15 protein-coding genes and 2 pseudogenes are annotated in these 18,343 nt (G+C 65.3%); 6 read left to right on the top strand and 11 right to left on the bottom strand.

Annotation, left to right across the window (positions count from 1 at the left end):
* Positions 1-33 precede the first annotated feature (33 nt).
* Entirely contained in the window at positions 34-651 is a 618-nt protein-coding gene (locus tag ACNJYD_RS03160; protein ID WP_439365332.1) for a class I SAM-dependent methyltransferase, read from the top strand.
* Between the two features lie 125 nt (positions 652-776).
* Here the strand turns inward: ACNJYD_RS03160 and ACNJYD_RS03155 are convergent, their stop codons facing one another.
* Positions 777-1,664: a branched-chain amino acid aminotransferase gene (locus ACNJYD_RS03155; protein ID WP_439365331.1), complete on the bottom strand. Its 888-nt coding sequence runs from the start codon at positions 1,662-1,664 to the stop codon at positions 777-779.
* Between the two features lie 141 nt (positions 1,665-1,805).
* Between ACNJYD_RS03155 and ACNJYD_RS03150 the strand changes: the two genes are divergently transcribed.
* Positions 1,806-2,741, top strand: a complete 936-nt coding sequence (locus ACNJYD_RS03150) for an alpha/beta hydrolase (RefSeq protein WP_260381707.1) — start codon at positions 1,806-1,808, stop codon at positions 2,739-2,741.
* An 8-nt stretch (positions 2,742-2,749) separates the two neighbouring features.
* Here ACNJYD_RS03150 and ACNJYD_RS03145 read toward each other — a convergent pair whose 3' ends face one another.
* Positions 2,750-2,995, bottom strand: a complete 246-nt coding sequence (locus ACNJYD_RS03145) for a hypothetical protein (RefSeq protein ID WP_212258942.1) — start codon at positions 2,993-2,995, stop codon at positions 2,750-2,752.
* Positions 2,996-3,208: 213 nt separating this feature from the next.
* Between ACNJYD_RS03145 and ACNJYD_RS03140 the strand changes: the two genes are divergently transcribed.
* Entirely contained in the window at positions 3,209-4,081 is an 873-nt protein-coding gene (locus ACNJYD_RS03140) for a hypothetical protein (protein WP_439367576.1), read from the top strand.
* Between the two features lie 178 nt (positions 4,082-4,259).
* Complete coding sequence (locus ACNJYD_RS03135; protein WP_439365330.1) at positions 4,260-5,843, top strand: diguanylate cyclase; 1,584 nt, start codon at positions 4,260-4,262, stop codon at positions 5,841-5,843.
* A gap of 16 nt (positions 5,844-5,859) precedes the next feature.
* On the opposite strand, the pseudogene ACNJYD_RS03130 reads toward ACNJYD_RS03135, so the two are convergent.
* Both ACNJYD_RS03130 and ACNJYD_RS03125 read right to left on the bottom strand, forming a co-directional pair.
* Positions 5,860-6,419 (bottom strand): annotated as a pseudogene (locus tag ACNJYD_RS03130) (carboxymuconolactone decarboxylase family protein).
* A 112-nt stretch (positions 6,420-6,531) separates the two neighbouring features.
* A complete protein-coding gene (locus ACNJYD_RS03125) occupies positions 6,532-7,692 on the bottom strand; it encodes a PLP-dependent cysteine synthase family protein (protein WP_172788297.1) in 1,161 nt (386 codons plus the stop codon).
* A gap of 291 nt (positions 7,693-7,983) precedes the next feature.
* On the opposite strand from ACNJYD_RS03125, the gene ACNJYD_RS03120 reads away from it, so the two are divergent.
* The gene (locus ACNJYD_RS03120) at positions 7,984-8,274 is read left to right on the top strand and encodes a hypothetical protein (protein WP_260381704.1); all 291 of its coding nucleotides are present in this window, start codon (positions 7,984-7,986) and stop codon (positions 8,272-8,274) included.
* 12 nt (positions 8,275-8,286) lie between these two features.
* Here ACNJYD_RS03120 and ACNJYD_RS03115 read toward each other — a convergent pair whose 3' ends face one another.
* On the bottom strand, positions 8,287-8,751 hold the full coding sequence (locus ACNJYD_RS03115) for an Lrp/AsnC family transcriptional regulator (RefSeq protein ID WP_036014765.1): 465 nt from the start codon (positions 8,749-8,751) through the stop codon (positions 8,287-8,289).
* A gap of 158 nt (positions 8,752-8,909) precedes the next feature.
* Here ACNJYD_RS03115 and ACNJYD_RS03110 point away from each other — a divergent pair, with 158 nt between their 5' ends.
* A complete protein-coding gene (locus tag ACNJYD_RS03110) occupies positions 8,910-9,926 on the top strand; it encodes a 1-aminocyclopropane-1-carboxylate deaminase (protein WP_172788295.1) in 1,017 nt (338 codons plus the stop codon).
* A 180-nt stretch (positions 9,927-10,106) separates the two neighbouring features.
* Here ACNJYD_RS03110 and recQ read toward each other — a convergent pair whose 3' ends face one another.
* The 6 genes and pseudogenes from recQ to ACNJYD_RS03080 form a co-directional block, all read right to left on the bottom strand.
* Positions 10,107-11,972, bottom strand: a complete 1,866-nt coding sequence (gene recQ, locus ACNJYD_RS03105; RefSeq protein ID WP_439365329.1) for a DNA helicase RecQ — start codon at positions 11,970-11,972, stop codon at positions 10,107-10,109.
* Positions 11,973-12,196: 224 nt separating this feature from the next.
* The gene (locus ACNJYD_RS03100; RefSeq protein WP_439365328.1) at positions 12,197-12,940 is read right to left on the bottom strand and encodes a polysaccharide deacetylase family protein; all 744 of its coding nucleotides are present in this window, start codon (positions 12,938-12,940) and stop codon (positions 12,197-12,199) included.
* A 106-nt stretch (positions 12,941-13,046) separates the two neighbouring features.
* A complete protein-coding gene (gene metA / locus ACNJYD_RS03095; protein ID WP_439365327.1) occupies positions 13,047-14,045 on the bottom strand; it encodes a homoserine O-succinyltransferase MetA in 999 nt (332 codons plus the stop codon).
* 12 nt (positions 14,046-14,057) lie between these two features.
* Positions 14,058-15,359 carry an O-acetylhomoserine aminocarboxypropyltransferase/cysteine synthase family protein gene (locus ACNJYD_RS03090; RefSeq protein ID WP_439365326.1) on the bottom strand — a complete coding sequence of 434 codons (1,302 nt, stop codon included), beginning with the start codon at positions 15,357-15,359 and terminating at the stop codon, positions 14,058-14,060.
* Between the two features lie 247 nt (positions 15,360-15,606).
* Positions 15,607-17,181: pseudogene (locus ACNJYD_RS03085) on the bottom strand (amidase family protein).
* A 123-nt stretch (positions 17,182-17,304) separates the two neighbouring features.
* Complete coding sequence (locus ACNJYD_RS03080; RefSeq protein ID WP_439365325.1) at positions 17,305-18,339, bottom strand: aldo/keto reductase; 1,035 nt, start codon at positions 18,337-18,339, stop codon at positions 17,305-17,307.
* Positions 18,340-18,343 lie beyond the last annotated feature (4 nt).

Below are 18,343 nucleotides of genomic sequence, written 5' to 3'. Positions count from 1 at the left end.
CACGCCGGCCCCCTGTATGCGGGAGGGCGAGCCATGTCTGACCGAAGCACCCATTGGGACCATGTCTACGCCACCAAGGGCGAGGCCGAGGTCAGCTGGTATCAGGATAGCCCCGCGACGTCGCTCGCGATGATTCGCGGAGCCGGCTCAGATCGTGACGCGGCCATCATCGACATCGGCGGCGGCGCATCGCGGCTGGTCGATGCGCTGTTGCAGGACGGATATCGCGACGTCGCCGTCCTGGATCTTTCTGCCAATGCGCTCGAGGCGGCGAAGAAGCGCATCGGTCAGGCCGCTTCGACGGTCGACTGGATCGTTGCCGATGCCACGACATGGCGTCCGGCCAGGACCTACGATGTCTGGCACGATCGCGCAGCGTTTCACTTCCTGACGGATCCGCGCGACAGGGCGGCTTACGTGGAGCGCCTGCGGTCGACGATCAAGCCTGGCGGCCACGTCATCATTGCGACGTTTGCACCCGACGGCCCCGAGAAATGCAGCGGCTTGCCGGTGCAGCGCCATGACAGCGCGAGCCTTGCGGCCGAGCTCGGGCCGGACTTCGAGCTGGTCGAGACGCGAAGCGAGACGCATCACACGCCGTGGGGTTCGAGCCAGGCGTTTCAGTTCAGCCGGTTCAAGCGAAGCCTTTAGAAACGGTGTCATGCCCCGGCTTGACCGGGGCATCCAGTACGCCGCGGCTTGTCGGAGAAGCACAACTGTCTCTGGAATACTGGATCGCCCGATCAAGTCGGGCGATGACAGCGGAGTAAAGCCATCTATGCCGCCATCTTCACGGCATGCGCAAAGTCCCAGTAGAGCTTGCGCGCCTTGGTGTAGAACGGGCCCGGCTTCAGCTCGCGCTCGTCGATGCGGATCACGGGCGCGACCTTGGCGAAATTGCCGGTGGAGAAGATCTCGTCGGCGGCCAGGAAGTCGGCGTAGCGCAGCGTCTTCTCGACCACGGTGACGCCGTCGGCACGAAGCAGGCTGATGACGCGCTGGCGCGTGATGCCGTTGAGGAAGGTGCCGTTCGGCACCGGTGTGAACACCACGCCGTCCTTGGCCATGAACACGTTGGAATTGCCGAACTCGGCGACGTTGCCGAGCATGTCGAGCATCAGCGCGTTCTGGAAGCCGCGCGAAGCAGCTTCGGCGAGCGCGCGCGAATTGTTCGGGTAGAGGCAGGCGGCCTTGGCTTCGACCGGCGCGCATTCGGCCGTCGGCCTGCGGAACGGCGATAAGGTGATGGCGTTGCCGATGGGTTTTGGCATCGGCGCTTCATAGATGCACAGGCACCAATTGGTGGTCTCGGGGTCGAACAGCACGCCGCCGCCGCTTCCGTTCTGCGCCCAGTACATCGGACGGATATAGAGCTCGGCATTTGCGGCAAAGCGCGCGATGCCTTCGTTCGCGAGCGTCAGCCAGGCGTCGGCATCGACCACCGGCTTCAGGCCGAAATTGATCGCAGATCGATTGGCGCGGGCGACGTGACGGTCGAGATCGGGCGCAACACCCTCGAATGCGCGCGCGCCGTCGAACACAACGGACCCGAGCCAGGCCGCATGCGTGCGCGGGCCCATGATCGGCACGTTGCCGTCGTGCCATTTGCCCTCGAAGAAGGTCCAGCTCGGCGAGTAGTCGATGGGCTTCTTGATCTCGGCCATGACCGGCCTCCCCTTGCAAAGATGCGGGCACTATTGTCCCAATTTCTAAACGATTTGCTGCGGGGCTAGCCACCCCTCTCTGGAGGAAAGGGTAAGACAGAGCAAACCGGCTATAATGCTGACCACGATATGGAGTGCCCCATGCCGCTCGATCCGCTCGCAAAGCGTCTGTTGACCATGATGGCCGTGGCTGCGCCGCAGGCGCGGAGCCGGCCGAGCGTGGAGGAGCGGCGGCAATCGCTGGCCAAGCTGATGCAGTTCGCCCGCGCCGAGGCGCCGGATGTGACGACCTCCGACGGCATGCTGCCCGGCCCCGGCGGCGAGTTGCCCTATCGCCTCTACACGCCGGCAGGCACTGAAGCGCCCGCACCGGGCTTCGTGTTCTTTCATGGCGGCGGGCTCGTCGCCGGCAGCATTGCCACGCATGAGCGCATCGCGGCGGCGTTGGCGCATGCCACCGGCTGCCGCCTCGTGTCGGTCGACTACCGGCTCGCGCCGGAGCACAGGTTCCCCGCAGCCGTCGAGGACGCCATCGCCGCCACCGAATGGGTGGCGCGCGAGGCGGCATCGCTCGGCATCGACGCTGACCGCCTTGTCATCGGCGGCGATTCTGCCGGCGCCACACTCGCGGCGATCGTCTGCCAGAATGCGGCGCAGACCGCCGGCCTTTCCATCGCCGCCCAGTGCCTGATCTGTCCGGTGCTGGATTTCGAGGAGACCTCGCCTTCGCGCGAGGCCTTTGCCGAGGGCCATCTGATCGATCGCGTCACGATCGAAGCCGATCTTTCCGATTATCTGCCTGACGGCAGGGATACTGCCGATCCCCGCGTCTCTCCGTTGCGCGCGACACGCCTCACGGGCCTGCCGACCGCGATCATCCACACCGCCGAGTACGACCCGATGCGCGATGAGGGCAATGCCTATGCGCGCAAGCTGCTCGCCGCGGGGGTGGCGGTCGAGCATGTCTGCCACGAGGGGATGGTTCACAATTTCCACGCCATGGGCGCAATCCTGCCGCAGTCACAGCTCGTGCTGTCGCAAATCGGCGAGCAGGTGCGGCGGGCGGTGAAGAGGTGAGAGCCCAATCACACGCGCGCGCCGATCACCGCGCGCGCTGCCGCGACATATTCCGGCCAGTGCGTGTCCGCGTAACGCTCCGCCTGCCATGCGCAGGTGAGGTCGGGCGCATGCGCCGCCGCAATCGTGCGCGCGAAGCGCTCCTCCGCAACCGTCACTTCGCCGGGCTCGGCCGTGGGTACAGCCGCCGCAGCAGTCGGAGCAACGGCGAGCCCCGCCAGACCGGTGAGCAGGATGCGGCGTGACGTGTTCATGGCTGTCTCCTCCATTGTTCGGCCAGCACAGTGGCGGGCGAGTGTGTCAGTGCGATCACGGCAGGGTAACCGCACACGTCCACGCCGTCCATCGCCTGCGGATAGCGCTTGACCAAGCGAGCGATCACGTTCCATCTAACAACGGTCTTGCCCCCAAATCGCCACGCGTCGGACCGTCACGTGCCTCTTCGCAGCCAACCCCGTTGTCCGGCATTGCGCGCTGCCGCGGCGGGATTGCTGTGTCTGGCGATCCCGGCTGGCGGCGCCTTCGCCGCCGACGACGAGGAGGACGAGCCCGCAAAGCCGACCGTCCCGAACATCTATCTCGACCTCCGCACCATCTATGCGACGATCCCCGCAGGCACGCTCGCGCTCGGCTTCGGCAATACCTCGCTGTCGGCCGCATTCCAAGCCCTGGCGGCGCAACGAGGCACGACGCTGCCGAACGGACTGCCGGCCGCGAAATCGATTGCGATCGACCTGCCGCTGACCGTCGACGTCAGCGACCGCGTTTCGCTCTACGGCGGCGTATCCGGTACGACGACGGATATCGGCGGCGGCTGGTCGTCCTTCGACATCACGAGCTGGAACATCGGCGTGCAGGCCGATCTCTACCAGCAGAATGGCGGCAAGATCCCGACCATGACGCTGCAATCGACGCTGACGCAGTCGGTGCCGAACGAGCAGGGCATGACGAATTCCTTCAATAACATCCTGGAATTCGACTACGCGCTCGACGAGGACGAGACGCGGGGCTGGCTGGCCGGCGTGCAATATACCTACACCACCGTTGCCAGCCCGTTCGCCAGTATCCGGCCGAACACGATCCTCTATGCAGGCGGCTATTACCAATGGCCGAGCAACTGGAAGTTCACCGGGCGCCTCGGCATCCAGTCGTTCGCCGGTGCCCAGCTCGCGGGCCGGACGCTCGCGGAATCCTTCACCCAGCCGGTCCTGCGGCTCGACCTCGATCGCATGGACGACAACGACAACCGCCTGTTCGGCATCACCGCGCAGATCGCCTGGATGCCGAAGCCGTCGTACCAGCTGACGTTGCGAACGCCGCTCTATGCGGTGCGCAACTGACTGCATTCGCAAGGAATTTTCGCTCGGGCGCGGCGGCAGCGCTTGACCGGCCGTTTCCGCATCGCCGTCAACCGATCATTAATCCTCATTCCGGAACATCGATTGCGTTACATCGCCGCAAAGAAGCTTGCGCGAAACTACGCCGGCTCTTCGGTCGTGTTCGCCTTGGAGGCCGCGAATGTCCCGCTTGGTTTCGGAACGGACGTTCCTTGCTGGGAAGATCTTTTTCAATTTCGGCCAGTCGTCGATCGATTGCGTGGTACGCCGCCTGACCGAGGAGGCCGCGACGCTCGAGATGGAGAGTGGCCTGGGCGTACCCGAGCGCTTCCAGCTCCGGCTCGCGGGGCGCGAGATCCTGACCTGCCGCGTGATCTGGCGATCGGACCGTCAGGCCGGCGTCGCCTTCGAGCAGCCGAACAGCATCGAGCCAGCAGCCGGCGAGGAACGGGAACGCTCGTCCGACGCGTTGATGCGCAGCCAGATGCTGGCGCTGCGCGCCGCACTCGATCATGTGCCGACTGGCATCGTGCTGCTCGATTCTCACCTAAGGGCGCGGCTGATCAACCGGTCGTTTCGTCAGATGTGGCGCCTGCCCGACGAGGTTGCCGACAGCAATCCATCCATTCTCACCCTGCTGCATCACGGGCGCGATACCGGCGCCTATGAGATGCCGGACCCGGACCTCGATGCACTGATAGCGGAGCGCGTCCGTGTGATTGAGTCGGGCGATCCAACCCCAATCGACGTGCGCCGAACCAATGGCGATGTCGTACGCGTTCAGGTCACGCCGCTGCCCGACGGTGGGCGCATGCTGACCTATACGCCCGTAACCGATATCGTGCGCACCTCCGACGAGTTGAAGCTGCTGCGGGATGCGCTGGAGAATGTCCAGGACGGCGTTTTGCTGCTCGATGCCGACCTGCACGCCACCTTCATGAACCGGCGGATGCGGCGGTTCTGGGAGGTCAGCGAAGACGAGGCGGCGAGCCGCCCGGCCTATTCCTCGCTGGTCCGACGTCTGCATCGCGCCAGCGCGCCCAATCTTCCGAACAGCGAGCTCGCGAAGTTTCCGGCGCGGCGTGTCGAGGAGGTCAAGGCCGGCGATCACGTGCGCGACCTGCAGACGCCGGACGGACGCCGCATCCGGGCCCATTGCACCACGATGGCGAATGGCGGGCGCATGCTGACCTATGTCGACATCACCGATCTGACGCAAAAGGCCGCAATGCTGGAGACGCTCGCCACCACCGATCCGCTCACCGGCCTCCACAATCGCCGCCACTTCCTCGACAACCTCGAAGCGGAATGGAGTCGCTTTCAACGCTATTATCGCTCTGTCTCCGTGTTGATGCTCGACATCGATCACTTCAAGTCGGTCAACGATCGTCACGGTCATGCCGTGGGCGATGCGGCGATCAAGGCGGTTGCGGCCGCCTGCCTTGACGGCAAGCGGAAATCGGACATCGTCGGCCGTCTCGGCGGCGAGGAATTTGCCGTGCTGCTGCCCGAAACCAGCCTGTCCAGGGCGAGAACGGTAGCCGAGCGCATCCGCAAGCGCGTGATGAGCACGCAGGTCTTTGCCGACAAGGTGCAGTTCGGTGTCACCGTTAGCATCGGCATTGCCGAGGCCACCGTCAGCATGTCCGGCATCGATGCGCTGATGGTCGCGGCCGATCATGCCCTCTACCAGGCCAAGGCCGAGGGCCGCAACCGCTGCATAGCCTGGATGCCCCCGCCCCCTGCAAACAAGGCGGCGGAGTGACGGCAGCAGTTGCCGTCTACTCGGGCACCGGCACGTCGAACGTGTTGAGCGTGACCGAGACCATGCAGTAGACGCCGACGAGATAGGACAGTTCGGCCGCACCGTGCTCGCCGAATTCCTTCACGGCCGCACGATAAGTCAGCTCGGGCAGCACGCCGCCGCTTACCAGGGCCGAGGCCATGTCGTAGGCGACTGCCTCCTGCTTGGTGAGATCGACCGGCCGCTGGCCGGCGACGATGGTCGCGAGCTTCTCGTCGGAGAGGCCACGCTGCTCGGCGACCAGCACATGGGCATAGAGCTCGTAACCGGAGCGGAAATGCGAGCCGGTGACGAGGATCGCGACCTCGCGCACCGGCGCGGGCAGCAGCGGGTTCGACGCAATCGCCTTGACCAGCTCCCACACCGGCTTGCCGAAGCGCGGCTCGCGGATCCAGGGATCCAGGGCCCGAGCAGCGCGCCGTCCTCGCGCATGTTCACAAAGCCCTTGAAGTGGTCCTTGATGCCGGCCTGCATGTCGTCATAGAGCGGCTTCTGCTCAGCACTCAGGTCTTTCGGATCGAGAATGGGAAGGCGCACGGCGGGATCTCCTCATTGAGAAGAGGCAACCGTCACCCGCAGGAGATCGCAAGGCAAGTGAAGTTGCCGTGACGACCTTGCCCTTTCGCAAATCCCAGGGAGATCTCGGCTATCACGCCGTGGGGCCTGGCACGCTTTGCGGATTGACGACATCGTCGACGTCCAGCGCCAGTGGCTCACCTGTGGTGAGGAACGACGACAGCGCCGCTTCGAACGGCGCCGGATCGAGACCGCGTGCGGCGAGCCAAGCGGGCTCGTAATAGGTCTGACGATAGCGCTCGCCGGAATCGCAGATCAGCGTCACCAGTGATCCCGTGACGTTCGCCTGGCGCATCTCCGAGGCGAGCCGGCACAGCGCCAGGAAGTTGGTGCCGGTGGAGCCGCCGACCGGACGACGCAGCCGGCGCGACAGCACGTTCATCGCCGCGATCGTCGCCGCATCCGGGATCTTCATCATGCGGTCGACCACGCCGGGCACGAAGGACGGCTCGCAGCGGGGACGACCGACGCCTTCGATCAGCGACGGGCGGTCGCAGACACGCGAGCGGTCCTGCGTGCGGAAGCAGTCGAAGAAGGCGGAATGCTCGACATCGGCGACGCACAGCCGCGTCGGATATTGCCGATAGCGTAGATAACGTCCGATGGTGGCCGAGGTGCCGCCGGTGCCGGCGCCCATCACGATCCAGTCCGGCAGCGGGCGCGGCTCGCCCTGCAACTGCGTGAAGATCGATTCGGCGATGTTGTTGTTGCCGCGCCAGTCGGTGGCGCGCTCGGCGAAGGTGAACTGGTCCATGTAATGGCCGTCGAGCCGGGCGGCGAGCGCGGCGGCTTCCGCATAGAGCGCGCGGCCATCGTCGATCAAATGGCAATTGCCGCCATAATGCTCGATCGCGGCGATCTTCTCCGCCGACGTCGTGCGCGGCATCACGGCATAGAAGGGCACGCCGATCATCTCTGCGAAATAGGCCTCCGACACCGCCGTCGATCCCGACGAGGCCTCGACCACGGGCGTGCCTTCGCGGATGTGGCCGTTGCAGAGCGCGTACAGAAACAGCGAGCGCGCGAGGCGATGCTTCAGGCTGCCGGTCGGATGCGTGGACTCATCCTTCAGATAGATGTCGATGCCCGATAGCGCCGGCACGATCAGCCGGATCAGATGCGTGTCGGCGGTGCGGCACTGGTCGGCCTCGATCGCGGCCACGGCCTCGTCGACCCAGCCGCGCCGATAGGCCGGCCCGGCCGGATTGTGCTGGCGGAAGGGGAATGTCTGCATCGCATGAATCTCTCATGACACGGATCGCGCATCAAGTGCGCTGAATAACGCTCCTGCTCGAAACTCCAGCGGCGAGGCTCGCGTGTGGTGCGCTAGGCAAGTGAAGCTTCCGGGACGGCCGAGGTGGCTTGGCAGAACGACTGCGATATGCTGACATTGCCGTGATGCTGGGGGGCTCACGGAATGAAATTTGAAGCCTGGATCGCGACGCTGGGCCTACTCTGCGCAACAGTCGGACCAGCATGTGCGATGCAGTTCGATCGAACGGTCCCCTCCGGAGCGATGGTCAGAATGCATCACTACCGCTCGTGGGGACCGAACTGCGAGGGCAATGGCGGCGTGGTGAGGCTGCTGACCAAGCCGCAGCACGGCAAGCTGACGACGCGCACCGTGGACTCGCGCATCGAGATCAACCGCTTCGCCCGCGGCGGCGGCACGCCGTGCACCGGACGGCCGATCAAGGCCTTTGAGGTCAATTACCGATCGAATCCGGGCTACCACGGCCCGGATAGTTTCACCATCGAGATGATCACCGGCAGGGGCAGCCGCGACGTCGATACCTATTCGATCACCGTCCAATAGCGGCACGCCAGCTCAAAATTCCAGCGGCGCATTGTCGACGACTTCCTTCATCACGAAGAAGGTGCGGGTCTGGCGCACGCCGGGGAGCGCAATCAGCTGCTCGCCGTGGATGCGGTTGAAATCCTCCATGTCGCCGACGCGGATCTTGAGGAAGTAGTCGAAGTCGCCAGCGACGAGGTGGCAGTCGAGCACGAATTTCAGTTTTGCGACGGCCTGCTCGAAGGTGGCAAAGCTCTCCGGCGTCGAGCGGTCGAGCACGACCCCGACCATCACCAGCGTGCCTTTTGCCACTTTCTTCGGCGCGACCATGGCGCGGACAGTGGCGATGAAGCCGTCCTCGAACAGGCGCTGGGTGCGACGATGGCAGGTGGCGGGGCTGATCGCCACCGTTTCGGCCAGCTCGGCGTTGCTGAGCCGACCATTATTCTGAAGCAATCTCAAGATCTTAAGGTCGGTGCGATCGAGCCGGGCAGCCATGAAAGAAGCTTTCATAGATACGTGATGTTCCGGAAGGAATATTAGCAGTATGCACCAATCCTGCAAGAAACTACGCAATATAGGTGCAATATTCGAGAGCACATTTTCCCGACGCGATGCTAGGCAGCTGGCAACACCAACGCCAATCGGGATGATCCATGAAGCTGGACAAATTTCCGCGCTATCCGTTGACCTTCGGCCCGACGCCCATCGAGAAGCTGGAGCGGCTGTCAAAACATCTCGGCGGCAATGTCGAGATCTATGCCAAGCGCGAGGACTGCAATTCCGGTCTCGCCTATGGCGGCAACAAGCTGCGCAAGCTCGAATACATCATTCCCGATGCGATCGCCTCCAATGCCGATACGCTGGTCTCGATCGGCGGCGTGCAATCCAACCACACCCGCATGATCGCGGCCGTCGCGGCCAAGCTCGGCATGAAGTGCCGCCTGGTGCAGGAAGCCTGGGTGCCGCACGAGGACGCGGTCTATGACCGCGTCGGCAACATCATGCTCTCGCGCATCATGGGCGCCGACGTGCGCCTGGTCGACGATGGCTTCGACATCGGCATCCGCAAGAGCTGGGAGCAGGCGATCGAGGAAGTAAAGGCCGCAGGCGGCAAGCCCTACGCCATTCCCGCCGGCGCCTCCGTGCACAAATATGGCGGCCTCGGCTATGTCGGCTTCGCCGAGGAGGTGCGCAAGCAGGAAGCCGAACTCGGCTTCAAGTTCGACTACATCATCGTCTGCACCGTCACCGGCTCCACCCACGCCGGCATGCTGGTCGGGTTTGCGGCGGACGGCCGTGCGCGAAAGGTGATCGGCATCGACGGCTCGTTCACGCCGGCGCAGACGAAAGCACAGGTGCTCTCGATCGCGCAGAACACGGCCAAGCTGGTCGAGCTCGGCAAGGAGATCGTCGCGGACGACGTCGTGCTGATCGAGGATTACGCCTATCCCGCCTATGGCGTGCCGTCGGAAGAGACCAAGGAGGCCATCCGCCTCACCGCGCGCCTCGAAGCCATGATCACCGACCCCGTCTACGAGGGCAAGTCGATGCAGGGCCTGATCGATCTCACGAAGAAGGGCTATTTCGAGAAGGGCGCGAAGATCCTCTACGCCCATCTCGGCGGCGCGCCGGCGCTAAACGGCTACGGCTACGCGTTCCGGAACGGCTAGCTCCTCTGTCGTCCCGGGGCGCGACGAAGTCGCGAGCCCCGGGACCCATAGCCCCAGGAAGATGTTTGGCGAAGACTCGTGGTGACTAGCTTGCCGTAGCCACATCCGCTTGTGGTTATGGATTCCGGGCTCGCCACTTCGTCGCGCCCCGGGATGACGGCGGAGTTTTCGTGGCGCGCCCTACCTCGTCCTCACGATCTGCAGCAGCTCGTCGCCGTAATGCTCGAGCTTCTTGTCGCCGATCCCCGGCACGTTGCGAAGCTCGTCCAGCGTCGTCGGCCAGGCCCGGACGATGCCGTCGATCGTTGCATCGTGCAGCACCACATAGGCCGGCACGCCGCGTTCGCGCGCGACCTCTGAGCGCCAGGCGCGCAGGCGCGCGCGCAATTCAGGGTCGACGTCGCCTTGCGGCGCGCTGGCCGCGGGCGCGAGGTCGCCGCGTCGCGACTTCGTGCGGCTGGCACGAACACGCGTGCCGGGCGCCTCCTCGCGCAGCCAGACCTCGGTCTCGCCGCGCAGCACCCCGCGCGAGGACTCCGTCAGCTTCAGCGCGCCGTAGGCTTCGCTGTCGCTCTGCAAATGGCCCATTGCCACCAATTGCCGCAGCACCGTGCGCCACTGCTTCTCGTTGAGCTCGCGGCCAACGCCGAACACCGACAGCTTGTCGTGACCGAACTGCGTGACCTTCTCGGTCAGGCGTCCGATCAGCACGTCGATCAAATGCATGGCGCCAAAGCGTTGCCCGGTGCGATAGACGCAGGACAACAGCTTCTGCGCCAGCACCTTGCCGTCGCGCATCTTCGGCGGCGTCAGGCAATTGTCGCAATTGCCGCAGCTCTCGCCCATCACGATCTCGCCGAAATAAGCGAGCAGGCGCCGGCGCCGGCAATGCGGCGTCTCGGCGAGGCCGACCAGCGCGTCGAGCTTGCCGATCGAGACCCGCTTGAAATCCTCCGATCCCGCCGACTCGTCGATCATGCGGCGCTGCTGCACGATGTCGGAGAGGCCATAGGCCATCCATGCCGCCGACGGCTTGCCGTCACGGCCGGCGCGCCCGGTCTCCTGGTAATAGGCCTCGATGCTCTTGGGCAGGTCGAGATGGGCCACGAAGCGCACGTCGGGTTTGTCGATGCCCATGCCGAAGGCGATGGTCGCGACGATGACGATGCCGTCCTCGTTGAGGAAGCGGTCCTGGTTGCGCGAGCGAACGCTGCCGTCGAGCCCGGCGTGGTAGGGCAGCGCTGCAATGCCGGCCTCGGCAAGCGCGGCGGCGACCTCCTCGACGCGGTTGCGCGACAGGCAATAGACCACGCCCGCATCGCCCATGTGGCGCTCGCGGATGAATTCCTTCAGCTGCGACACCGCGTTGCGCTTGTCGACGATCTCGTAGCGGATGTTGGGCCGATCGAAGCTGGAGACGAACTGCGGCGCGCCCGTCAGCTGAAGCCGCTCGACGATCTCCTTGCGCGTCAGCTCATCGGCGGTCGCGGTCAGCGCGATGCGCGGCACGTCGGGAAAGCGCTCGGCGATGACGGAAAGGCCGACATATTCAGGCCGGAAGTCGTGGCCCCATTGCGAGACGCAATGCGCCTCGTCGATCGCAAACAACGCCACCTTCGCCTGCGCCAGCAGCGACAGGCAGCGCGGCGTGACCAGCCGTTCCGGTGCGACATAGAGCAGGTCGAGATCGCCGGCGAGCAGGCGGCGTTCGATGTCGGACGCCTCCTGCGGCGTCAGCGACGAGTTCAGCGCGGCGGCATTGACGCCGGCCTCGATCAGGCCTGCGACCTGGTCGCGCATCAAGGCGATCAACGGCGAGACCACGATGCCGCAGCCTTCGCGCAGCAGGGATGGAAGCTGATAGCACAGCGATTTGCCGCCGCCGGTCGGCATCAACACCAGGCAATTACCGCCGTCGGTGACGTGGCGGATGATCTCGCCCTGCGCGCCGCGAAATCCCGGCAGGCCGAACACCGAATGCAGCACCGACAGCGCGTCGCGGCCGTTGGTCGGCGCAGGCAGCGGGGCGTTGGACGGAGCAGACATGGGCGGAGCAGATCAGGCCGTGAGATTCGTCACAAGGCCAGTCGCACGCTGGTGTGGCTGTGGCAAGACTGTTTGCGGGGCAACGCTGCTTGTTCTCCCTCTCCCCGTTCTTACGGGGTGAGGGGCCTCTCTCCGCGCATGAGAATGCCGATGGGCCTGTACCCCCTCACCCGGATCGCAAGAGCGATCCGACCTCTCCCCGCAAGCGGGGAGAGGTGAGAAAGCTACGCCCCGATCCGTCGCAGCGCTTCTGCGACGGTCACGATCGGCATGTTGCGCTTGGCGGCGGCTTCGAGCGCGTGACGCATCAGATGCGGCGTGCAGCCATAGGGGCTCGGCCTGTCGGTGACGTCGTGGCCGTAGAAGATCAGCCAGCCGCCGCTCGCGACCGCCTCGTCGAAATAGCGATCGACCCCCGCCTTGTCGATCTCGCAATCGACCAAAGGCGAGGCGCGCAGAAATTGGAGGTCGATGATGCCGCTATTGACGCCGGGAAGAATGCCGCGCGCGGAACGGAAGGCTTTTGCCAGCTGCGGCTTGCGCCACACCGAGGCGATGCCATAGGGATAGGCGAAATTCTGCAGCGTGATCGAGGCATCGATGCCGTGGAGATGGCTGCGGTTTCGTTCGATCTCGCGCGCCATCGCGGCCTCGTCGAGCGTGGCCGAGCTCTGATGCGAGAAGGTGTGGCAGGCGATCTCGTGCCCGGCGCGGTGGAGCCGGACGATGGCGTCATCCGACAGGCCATGCCAATGCTCCGACGGCTGACCGATCAGGCTGCCGGCGAGGTAATAGGTGCCGCGGCCGCCATGTTGCTCCAGAAGGTCGGCGCCCTCGCCTGCGGCGCTATCGGGGGCGTCGTCGAACGTGAAGCTCACCATCGGCGCGTGCGCAGGCAGCCGGTGCGGCGCGGCGCGGAAATGCCGGGCCAGCCGATTGATCATGCGTCCCTGGAGTGCCGACCACACGACTGCGATTCCCGTGATGCCTTCTTGCTCTACTGAAACATTCGTGCGCTGGTCGAGACAAGCCTAACGCCCGGGTAATCCTAACGCCGAACCAAGACCGCTTCGGCTAGCGCACCGACATCGGCGCGTCGGCGTCCGCGCCGAGATAGCGCAACCAATTGCGGAAGAGCACCGCCGCCGCCTCGCCAGCGCCGATATCGCCGCGCAGGTTCAGCGCGGGCAGCTCGTTGCTGAGCGCCGGATGGCGCTGGTGTGCCGCCTTCCTCTCGAAGCGAGCCAGCTTCTCTTCCGTTGCTGCGTCAAAATAACTCACCGGCAGGTGCGGATAGTTCTCCCGCTCGCGCGCGAGATAGCGACCGATGTCACGCAGATATTCGCGCTGGAGCGACAGCGCGTCATATTCGGGGTGGCCCTGGAAGAACACGAAGCGGCTGGCATATTGGCGAACGAAGACGTCGACGCCGGCCTCCTCCGAGCGGGTCAGCACCTGATAACCGGCCTGCACAAGGTCGCTCTCGGCGATCTCGTTCAGACGTGAATGCGAGACCTTGAGCGGCGCAGGCGCAAACCGCGTCAGTGAATCGTCCGCCACGACGTCGCAATCGAAAATGCCGTGACATTTGGCCGGCAGCCGCTGCCGTTCAATGCCGTCGAGGTGCAGCACCGCGGCATGGGCGGCAAGGCAGGACCAGATCGTCGAACGCGTGTTGGCCTTGGCCCAGTCGATCAGGTTGGTGAGGTCGCGCCAGTACGGCTCCCGGTCGAGCTCGGGCGCGATCGGCTCTGCGCCTGTTACGATCAGCCCGTCGAATTTGCCGCGCTCGAGATCGGAAAGGTTGGAATATTCGCTTTCGACATGCCACTTCGCTTCCGGCGACCGCTTCACGCTGGGAAGCGAGAAGCAGTGGAAACGGATACGCCGCGAGCCTGCTGCGGCCTGAAGCAGCTTCATGAACTGCCGCTCGGTCGCCTTCAACGCGGCATCCGGCATGTTGTTGACGAGGCCGATGGTGAGCTCGGGGCCGACATCGCGCGCGAGCTCGTGCGCGGCCGGCACCAGCGTCGGGCCCGCGATGACCTGATCCTTGTCGATCAAGATCGTCATGGACGGCGCCGCCTACTCCGCAGCCTCGCGGCGCGCCGACGGGCAGGCCTTTTCCAGCGCCTGGTCGATATCCGCGATGATGTCGGAGACATGCTCGATGCCGATCGACAGACGGATGGTCTCCGGCAGCACGCCGGCGGCGCGCTGCTGCTCCGCCGACATCTGGCGATGGGTGGTCGACGCCGGGTGGCAGGCGAGCGATTTGGCATCGCCGATATTGACGAGGCGCGTGATCAGCTTCAGCGCGTCGTAAAACGTCTTGCCGGCCTCCATGCCGCCCTCGATGCCGAAGGTGAACAGCGAGGAGGCGTTGCCATTCAAGTATTTCTGCACCAGGGGAAAATAGGGGCTGTCCGGAAAACCGGTGTAGTTGACCCAGGCCACGCGCGGATCGACGCGGAGGAATTCGGCGACCCTGCGGGCGTTCTCGACATGGCGCTCCATGCGCAGCGCCACGGTCTCGATGCCCTGGAGCAGCAGGAAGGCGTTGAACGGCGACAGCACCGAGCCCATGGTGCGCTGATAGACGCTGCGCGCGCGCTCGATATAGGCGGTCTTGCCGAAGCGCTCGGCATAGACCAGGCCGTGATAGGAGGCGTCGGGCTTGTTGTAGGCCGGGAAGCGGTTGGCGTGCTTGGCCCAGGGGAAGTTTCCGGAATCGACGATGGCGCCGCCGAGCGTAGTGCCGTGACCGCCCAAGAACTTGGTCAGGGAATGCACGGCGATGTCGGCGCCGTAGTCGAACGGCTTGAAGAGGATCGGGGTTGCGACGGTGTTGTCGACGATTAGCGGCACACCATGCGCGTGGGCAATTCTCGCCAGCGCCTCGATGTCGCAGACATTGCCAGCGGGATTACCGATGGTCTCGGCGAACACGGCGCGGGTGTTCTCGTCGATCAGCTTCTCGACCGCCTCGGGCTGGTCGCTCTCGGCGAAACGGCCGGTGATGCCCTGGCGCGGCAGGATGTGGGAGAGCAGCGTGTGCGTGGTGCCGTAGAGCTGCGGCACCGAGACGATGTTGCCGCCGTGATCGGCGACGTTGACGAAGGCGAAATGCAGCGCCGCCTGCCCGGTCGCGACCGCGAGCGCGCCGACGCCGCCTTCGAGCTGCGCGATGCGCTTCTCGAGCACCGCGCTGGTCGGATTGGCGATGCGGCTGTAGCGAAAGCCCTCGGCCTCGAGATTGAACAGGGCTGCGCCATGATCGGCGCTGTCGAAGGCGTAGGCCGCGGTCTGGTAGATCGGAACGGCCACTGCGTGCGTGGTGGCTTCAGGCTCGTAGCCGGCGTGAATAGCGATCGTCTCGTTGCGCATCGTGCCACCTCCGCGTGGGGCGGGCCGCACTTATTGGCCTAGAATGAGGCATGTGCGTTGTCCGCCGTCCCTCTGTTAGAGGCGGGTGGTAAAGCGGACAATAATTCGCCTAGAGATCGAGGAAGTAACCCTAATGCTTGCTCGCGAAATGGCTGGAAACCGGGTTAAAGCCGATTAACGAACGCACGGCGCCACCCTCGCCCACGAGGACGAGGGGCCGCCGTCAGCGCTGCGATAGCTCGCAGCGTCAGCCCATCTGCTCCCACAGCCGATGGGTGAGCGCGCCGACGCGCTTCTCGATCGCAGCTGCGGCGTCGAGGGCGAGATCCTCGCGATAGCGTCCGGCAATCAGCTGCACGCCGATCGGCTTGCCGTCATGCAGCGCCACCGGCACCACCGCGCCGGGCAGGCCCAGCACGTTGATGGCGGAGATGAAGCGGATCTCGCCCCAGAATATCTCGCGCACGCGCTCTGCGCTGACGGCGTCCTCGCGCGGGCCCGGCGTCGGCTTCACCGTGGTCGGCGCCAGCACGATCGGATAGTCCTCGAAGAACAATTGCCAGGCGCGGATGTGACCGTTGCGCGCGGCGGTGGCCTGCATCCAGGCCTTGAGATCGAGCACGTTGGCCTTGGCCTTCATGCCGCCCCAGGACTTGTGAAAATCCTCGGACGTGACCTTCAGCATGGCGGCCTCCTGCATCATCACGGTCTCGTTGGTGATGATGTCGCACCAGGTCTGCCAGACCCCGTTGATGTCGGGCACCTCGACCTCGCTGACGCGATAGCCGGACCGCTCGAGATGATCGGCAGCCTGACGCAGCGCCGCGGCGACAGACGGATCGACGTCCATGTCCTCGGGGATCTTTGCCAGCGCGACCTTGATCGGCCCCTTCGGCCGCTCGCCGACCAACGGCGCCGGTACCCACCAGGGATCGCGCGGATCGCGCCGGCTCATGACCTCCAGCGCGAGGCGGACGTCGGCGACATGGCGTGCGAGCGGCCCCTGCGCCGACATCAGATGCGCCAGCATCGGCCGCTCCGACGTCGCGCTTCCGTTGAAGGCGGGGATGCGGCCCTACGTCGGCTTGATGGTGGCAACGCCGTTGCAATGCGCCGGCCAGCGCAGCGAGCCGCCGATGTCGTTGCCATGGGCGATGGTGCCGATGCCCGCGGCGACCGCCGAGCCCGCGCCGCCCGAGGAGCCGCCGCAGGTGATATCGGGATCCCAGGGGTTGAGCGTCAGCCCGTGCAGGGGATTGTCGGTGAAGCCGCGGAAGGAGAATTCGGGCGTGTTGGTGAGCCCGATGACGATCGCGCCTGATTTCTTCAGGTTGCGCACCACGGGCGCATCCGATGGCGCGATGAGGTCCTTGTTGGCGGGCACGCCGTTGAAATTCGGCCGGCCCTGGTAGTCGACATTTTCCTTGATGGTGATGGGTACGCCGTGCAGGAGACCGAGATCGCCGCCCTTGGCGCGCTGCTTGTCCGCCGCGTGCGCCGCCTTCAGCGCCTCCTCGCCGAGATCGACGACGACCGCATTCAGCCTGGGATTGACGGCGCGCATCCGGTCCAGATGGGCCTCGACGGTCTCCACGGCGGAGATCGCGCCGGCGCGGACCGCGGCCGCGGTCTCGACCGCGGACCATTGCCAGATCGGCCCCTTGGGTCGGCGGACCGCGGCTGGCTTGCGCGGTGCCGCCTTCTTGACTGTCGTCTTCGCGGTTTTCGCAATGGCGCGCTTTCGGGCGGTGCTCGCCTTGCTCGCGGTCCTGCTTACCTGCCTTGAAGCACTTTTCTTCTTGGTCGCCGTCTTCTTCGCCACGTCGCATCTCCAAAAAATTGCGCGGCGGAGGTTATGGAGGTCGCGCGACCGTGTACAGGCGCGTTTCTGCATGGCGCATTGTCGCGACGCTCTGTCGCAATTCGCAGCGTTCTGAGAGAGCTCCTACACCAACGGTGGATTGAGCCGCGCGAAACCCTCCTGGACGCGATAGGGATAGTACGGATAAGGCGGCATCACGAAGCTGACCTCATCGAGCCGCTTGATCTGGTCCGCGCTCAGCGACCAGCCGACGGCGCCGAGATTGTCGCGCAGCTGCGCTTCGTCGCGTGCCCCGATGATCACGGAGGAGACCGTGGGACGCGACAGCAGCCAGGCAATCGCGACCTGCGGCACGGTACGACCGGCCTCAGCGGCAATCGCATCCAGCACGTCAACGACGGCATAGAGGCGCGCATCGTCCACGGGCGGACCGAACTGTGCGGTGGCATGCAGGCGGCTTCCTTGCGGCAGCGGCTGGCCGCGCCGGATCTTTCCGGTGAGCCGGCCCCAGCCCAGCGGGCTCCAGACCAGAGCGCCGACGCCCTGATCGCGCGCGAGCGGCATCAGCTCCCATTCATAGTCGCGCCCGAGCAGCGAGTAATAGACCTGGTGCGCGACATAGCGCGGCCAGCCATGCCGGTCCGCGATGGCGAGCGACTTCATCAGCTGCCAGCCGGCGAAATTCGAGACGCCGATATAGCGTAGCTTGCCGGCGCGCACGAGCGTATCGAGCGTGGACAGCACCTCCTCGATCGGCGTGAACGCGTCGAAGGCGTGGAGCTGAAGCAGGTCGACGTGGTCGGTGCCGAGCCGTCGTAGCGCCGCATCGACCGAGGCCAGCAGCCGCTGCCGCGACGAGCCGGCATCGAGCGGACCGTCGCCAATCGGCAGGCTCATCTTGGTCGAGATCAGCACCTTGTCGCGGCGCCCCTTGATCGCAGCACCGAGGATCTCCTCCGAGGCGCCGTTCGAATAGACATCGGCGCTGTCGAACAGATTGACGCCGGCATCGAGGCAGATGTCGACCAGCCTGCGCGCCTCCTCGATGCCGCTGCGGCCCCAGGCGGAAAACAACGGACCCTGGCCGCCGAACGTGCCGGTGCCGAAACTGAGGACGGGCACTTTGAGCCCGGAAGCGCCGAGGTTGCGGTATTCCATGATC

Source organism: Bradyrhizobium sp. SPXBL-02 (assembly GCF_051853065.1).
GTDB lineage: Bacteria > Pseudomonadota > Alphaproteobacteria > Rhizobiales > Xanthobacteraceae > Bradyrhizobium.
The sequence above is the reverse complement of the archived record's forward strand: the minus strand, read 5'-3'. Positions and strand labels throughout refer to the sequence as shown.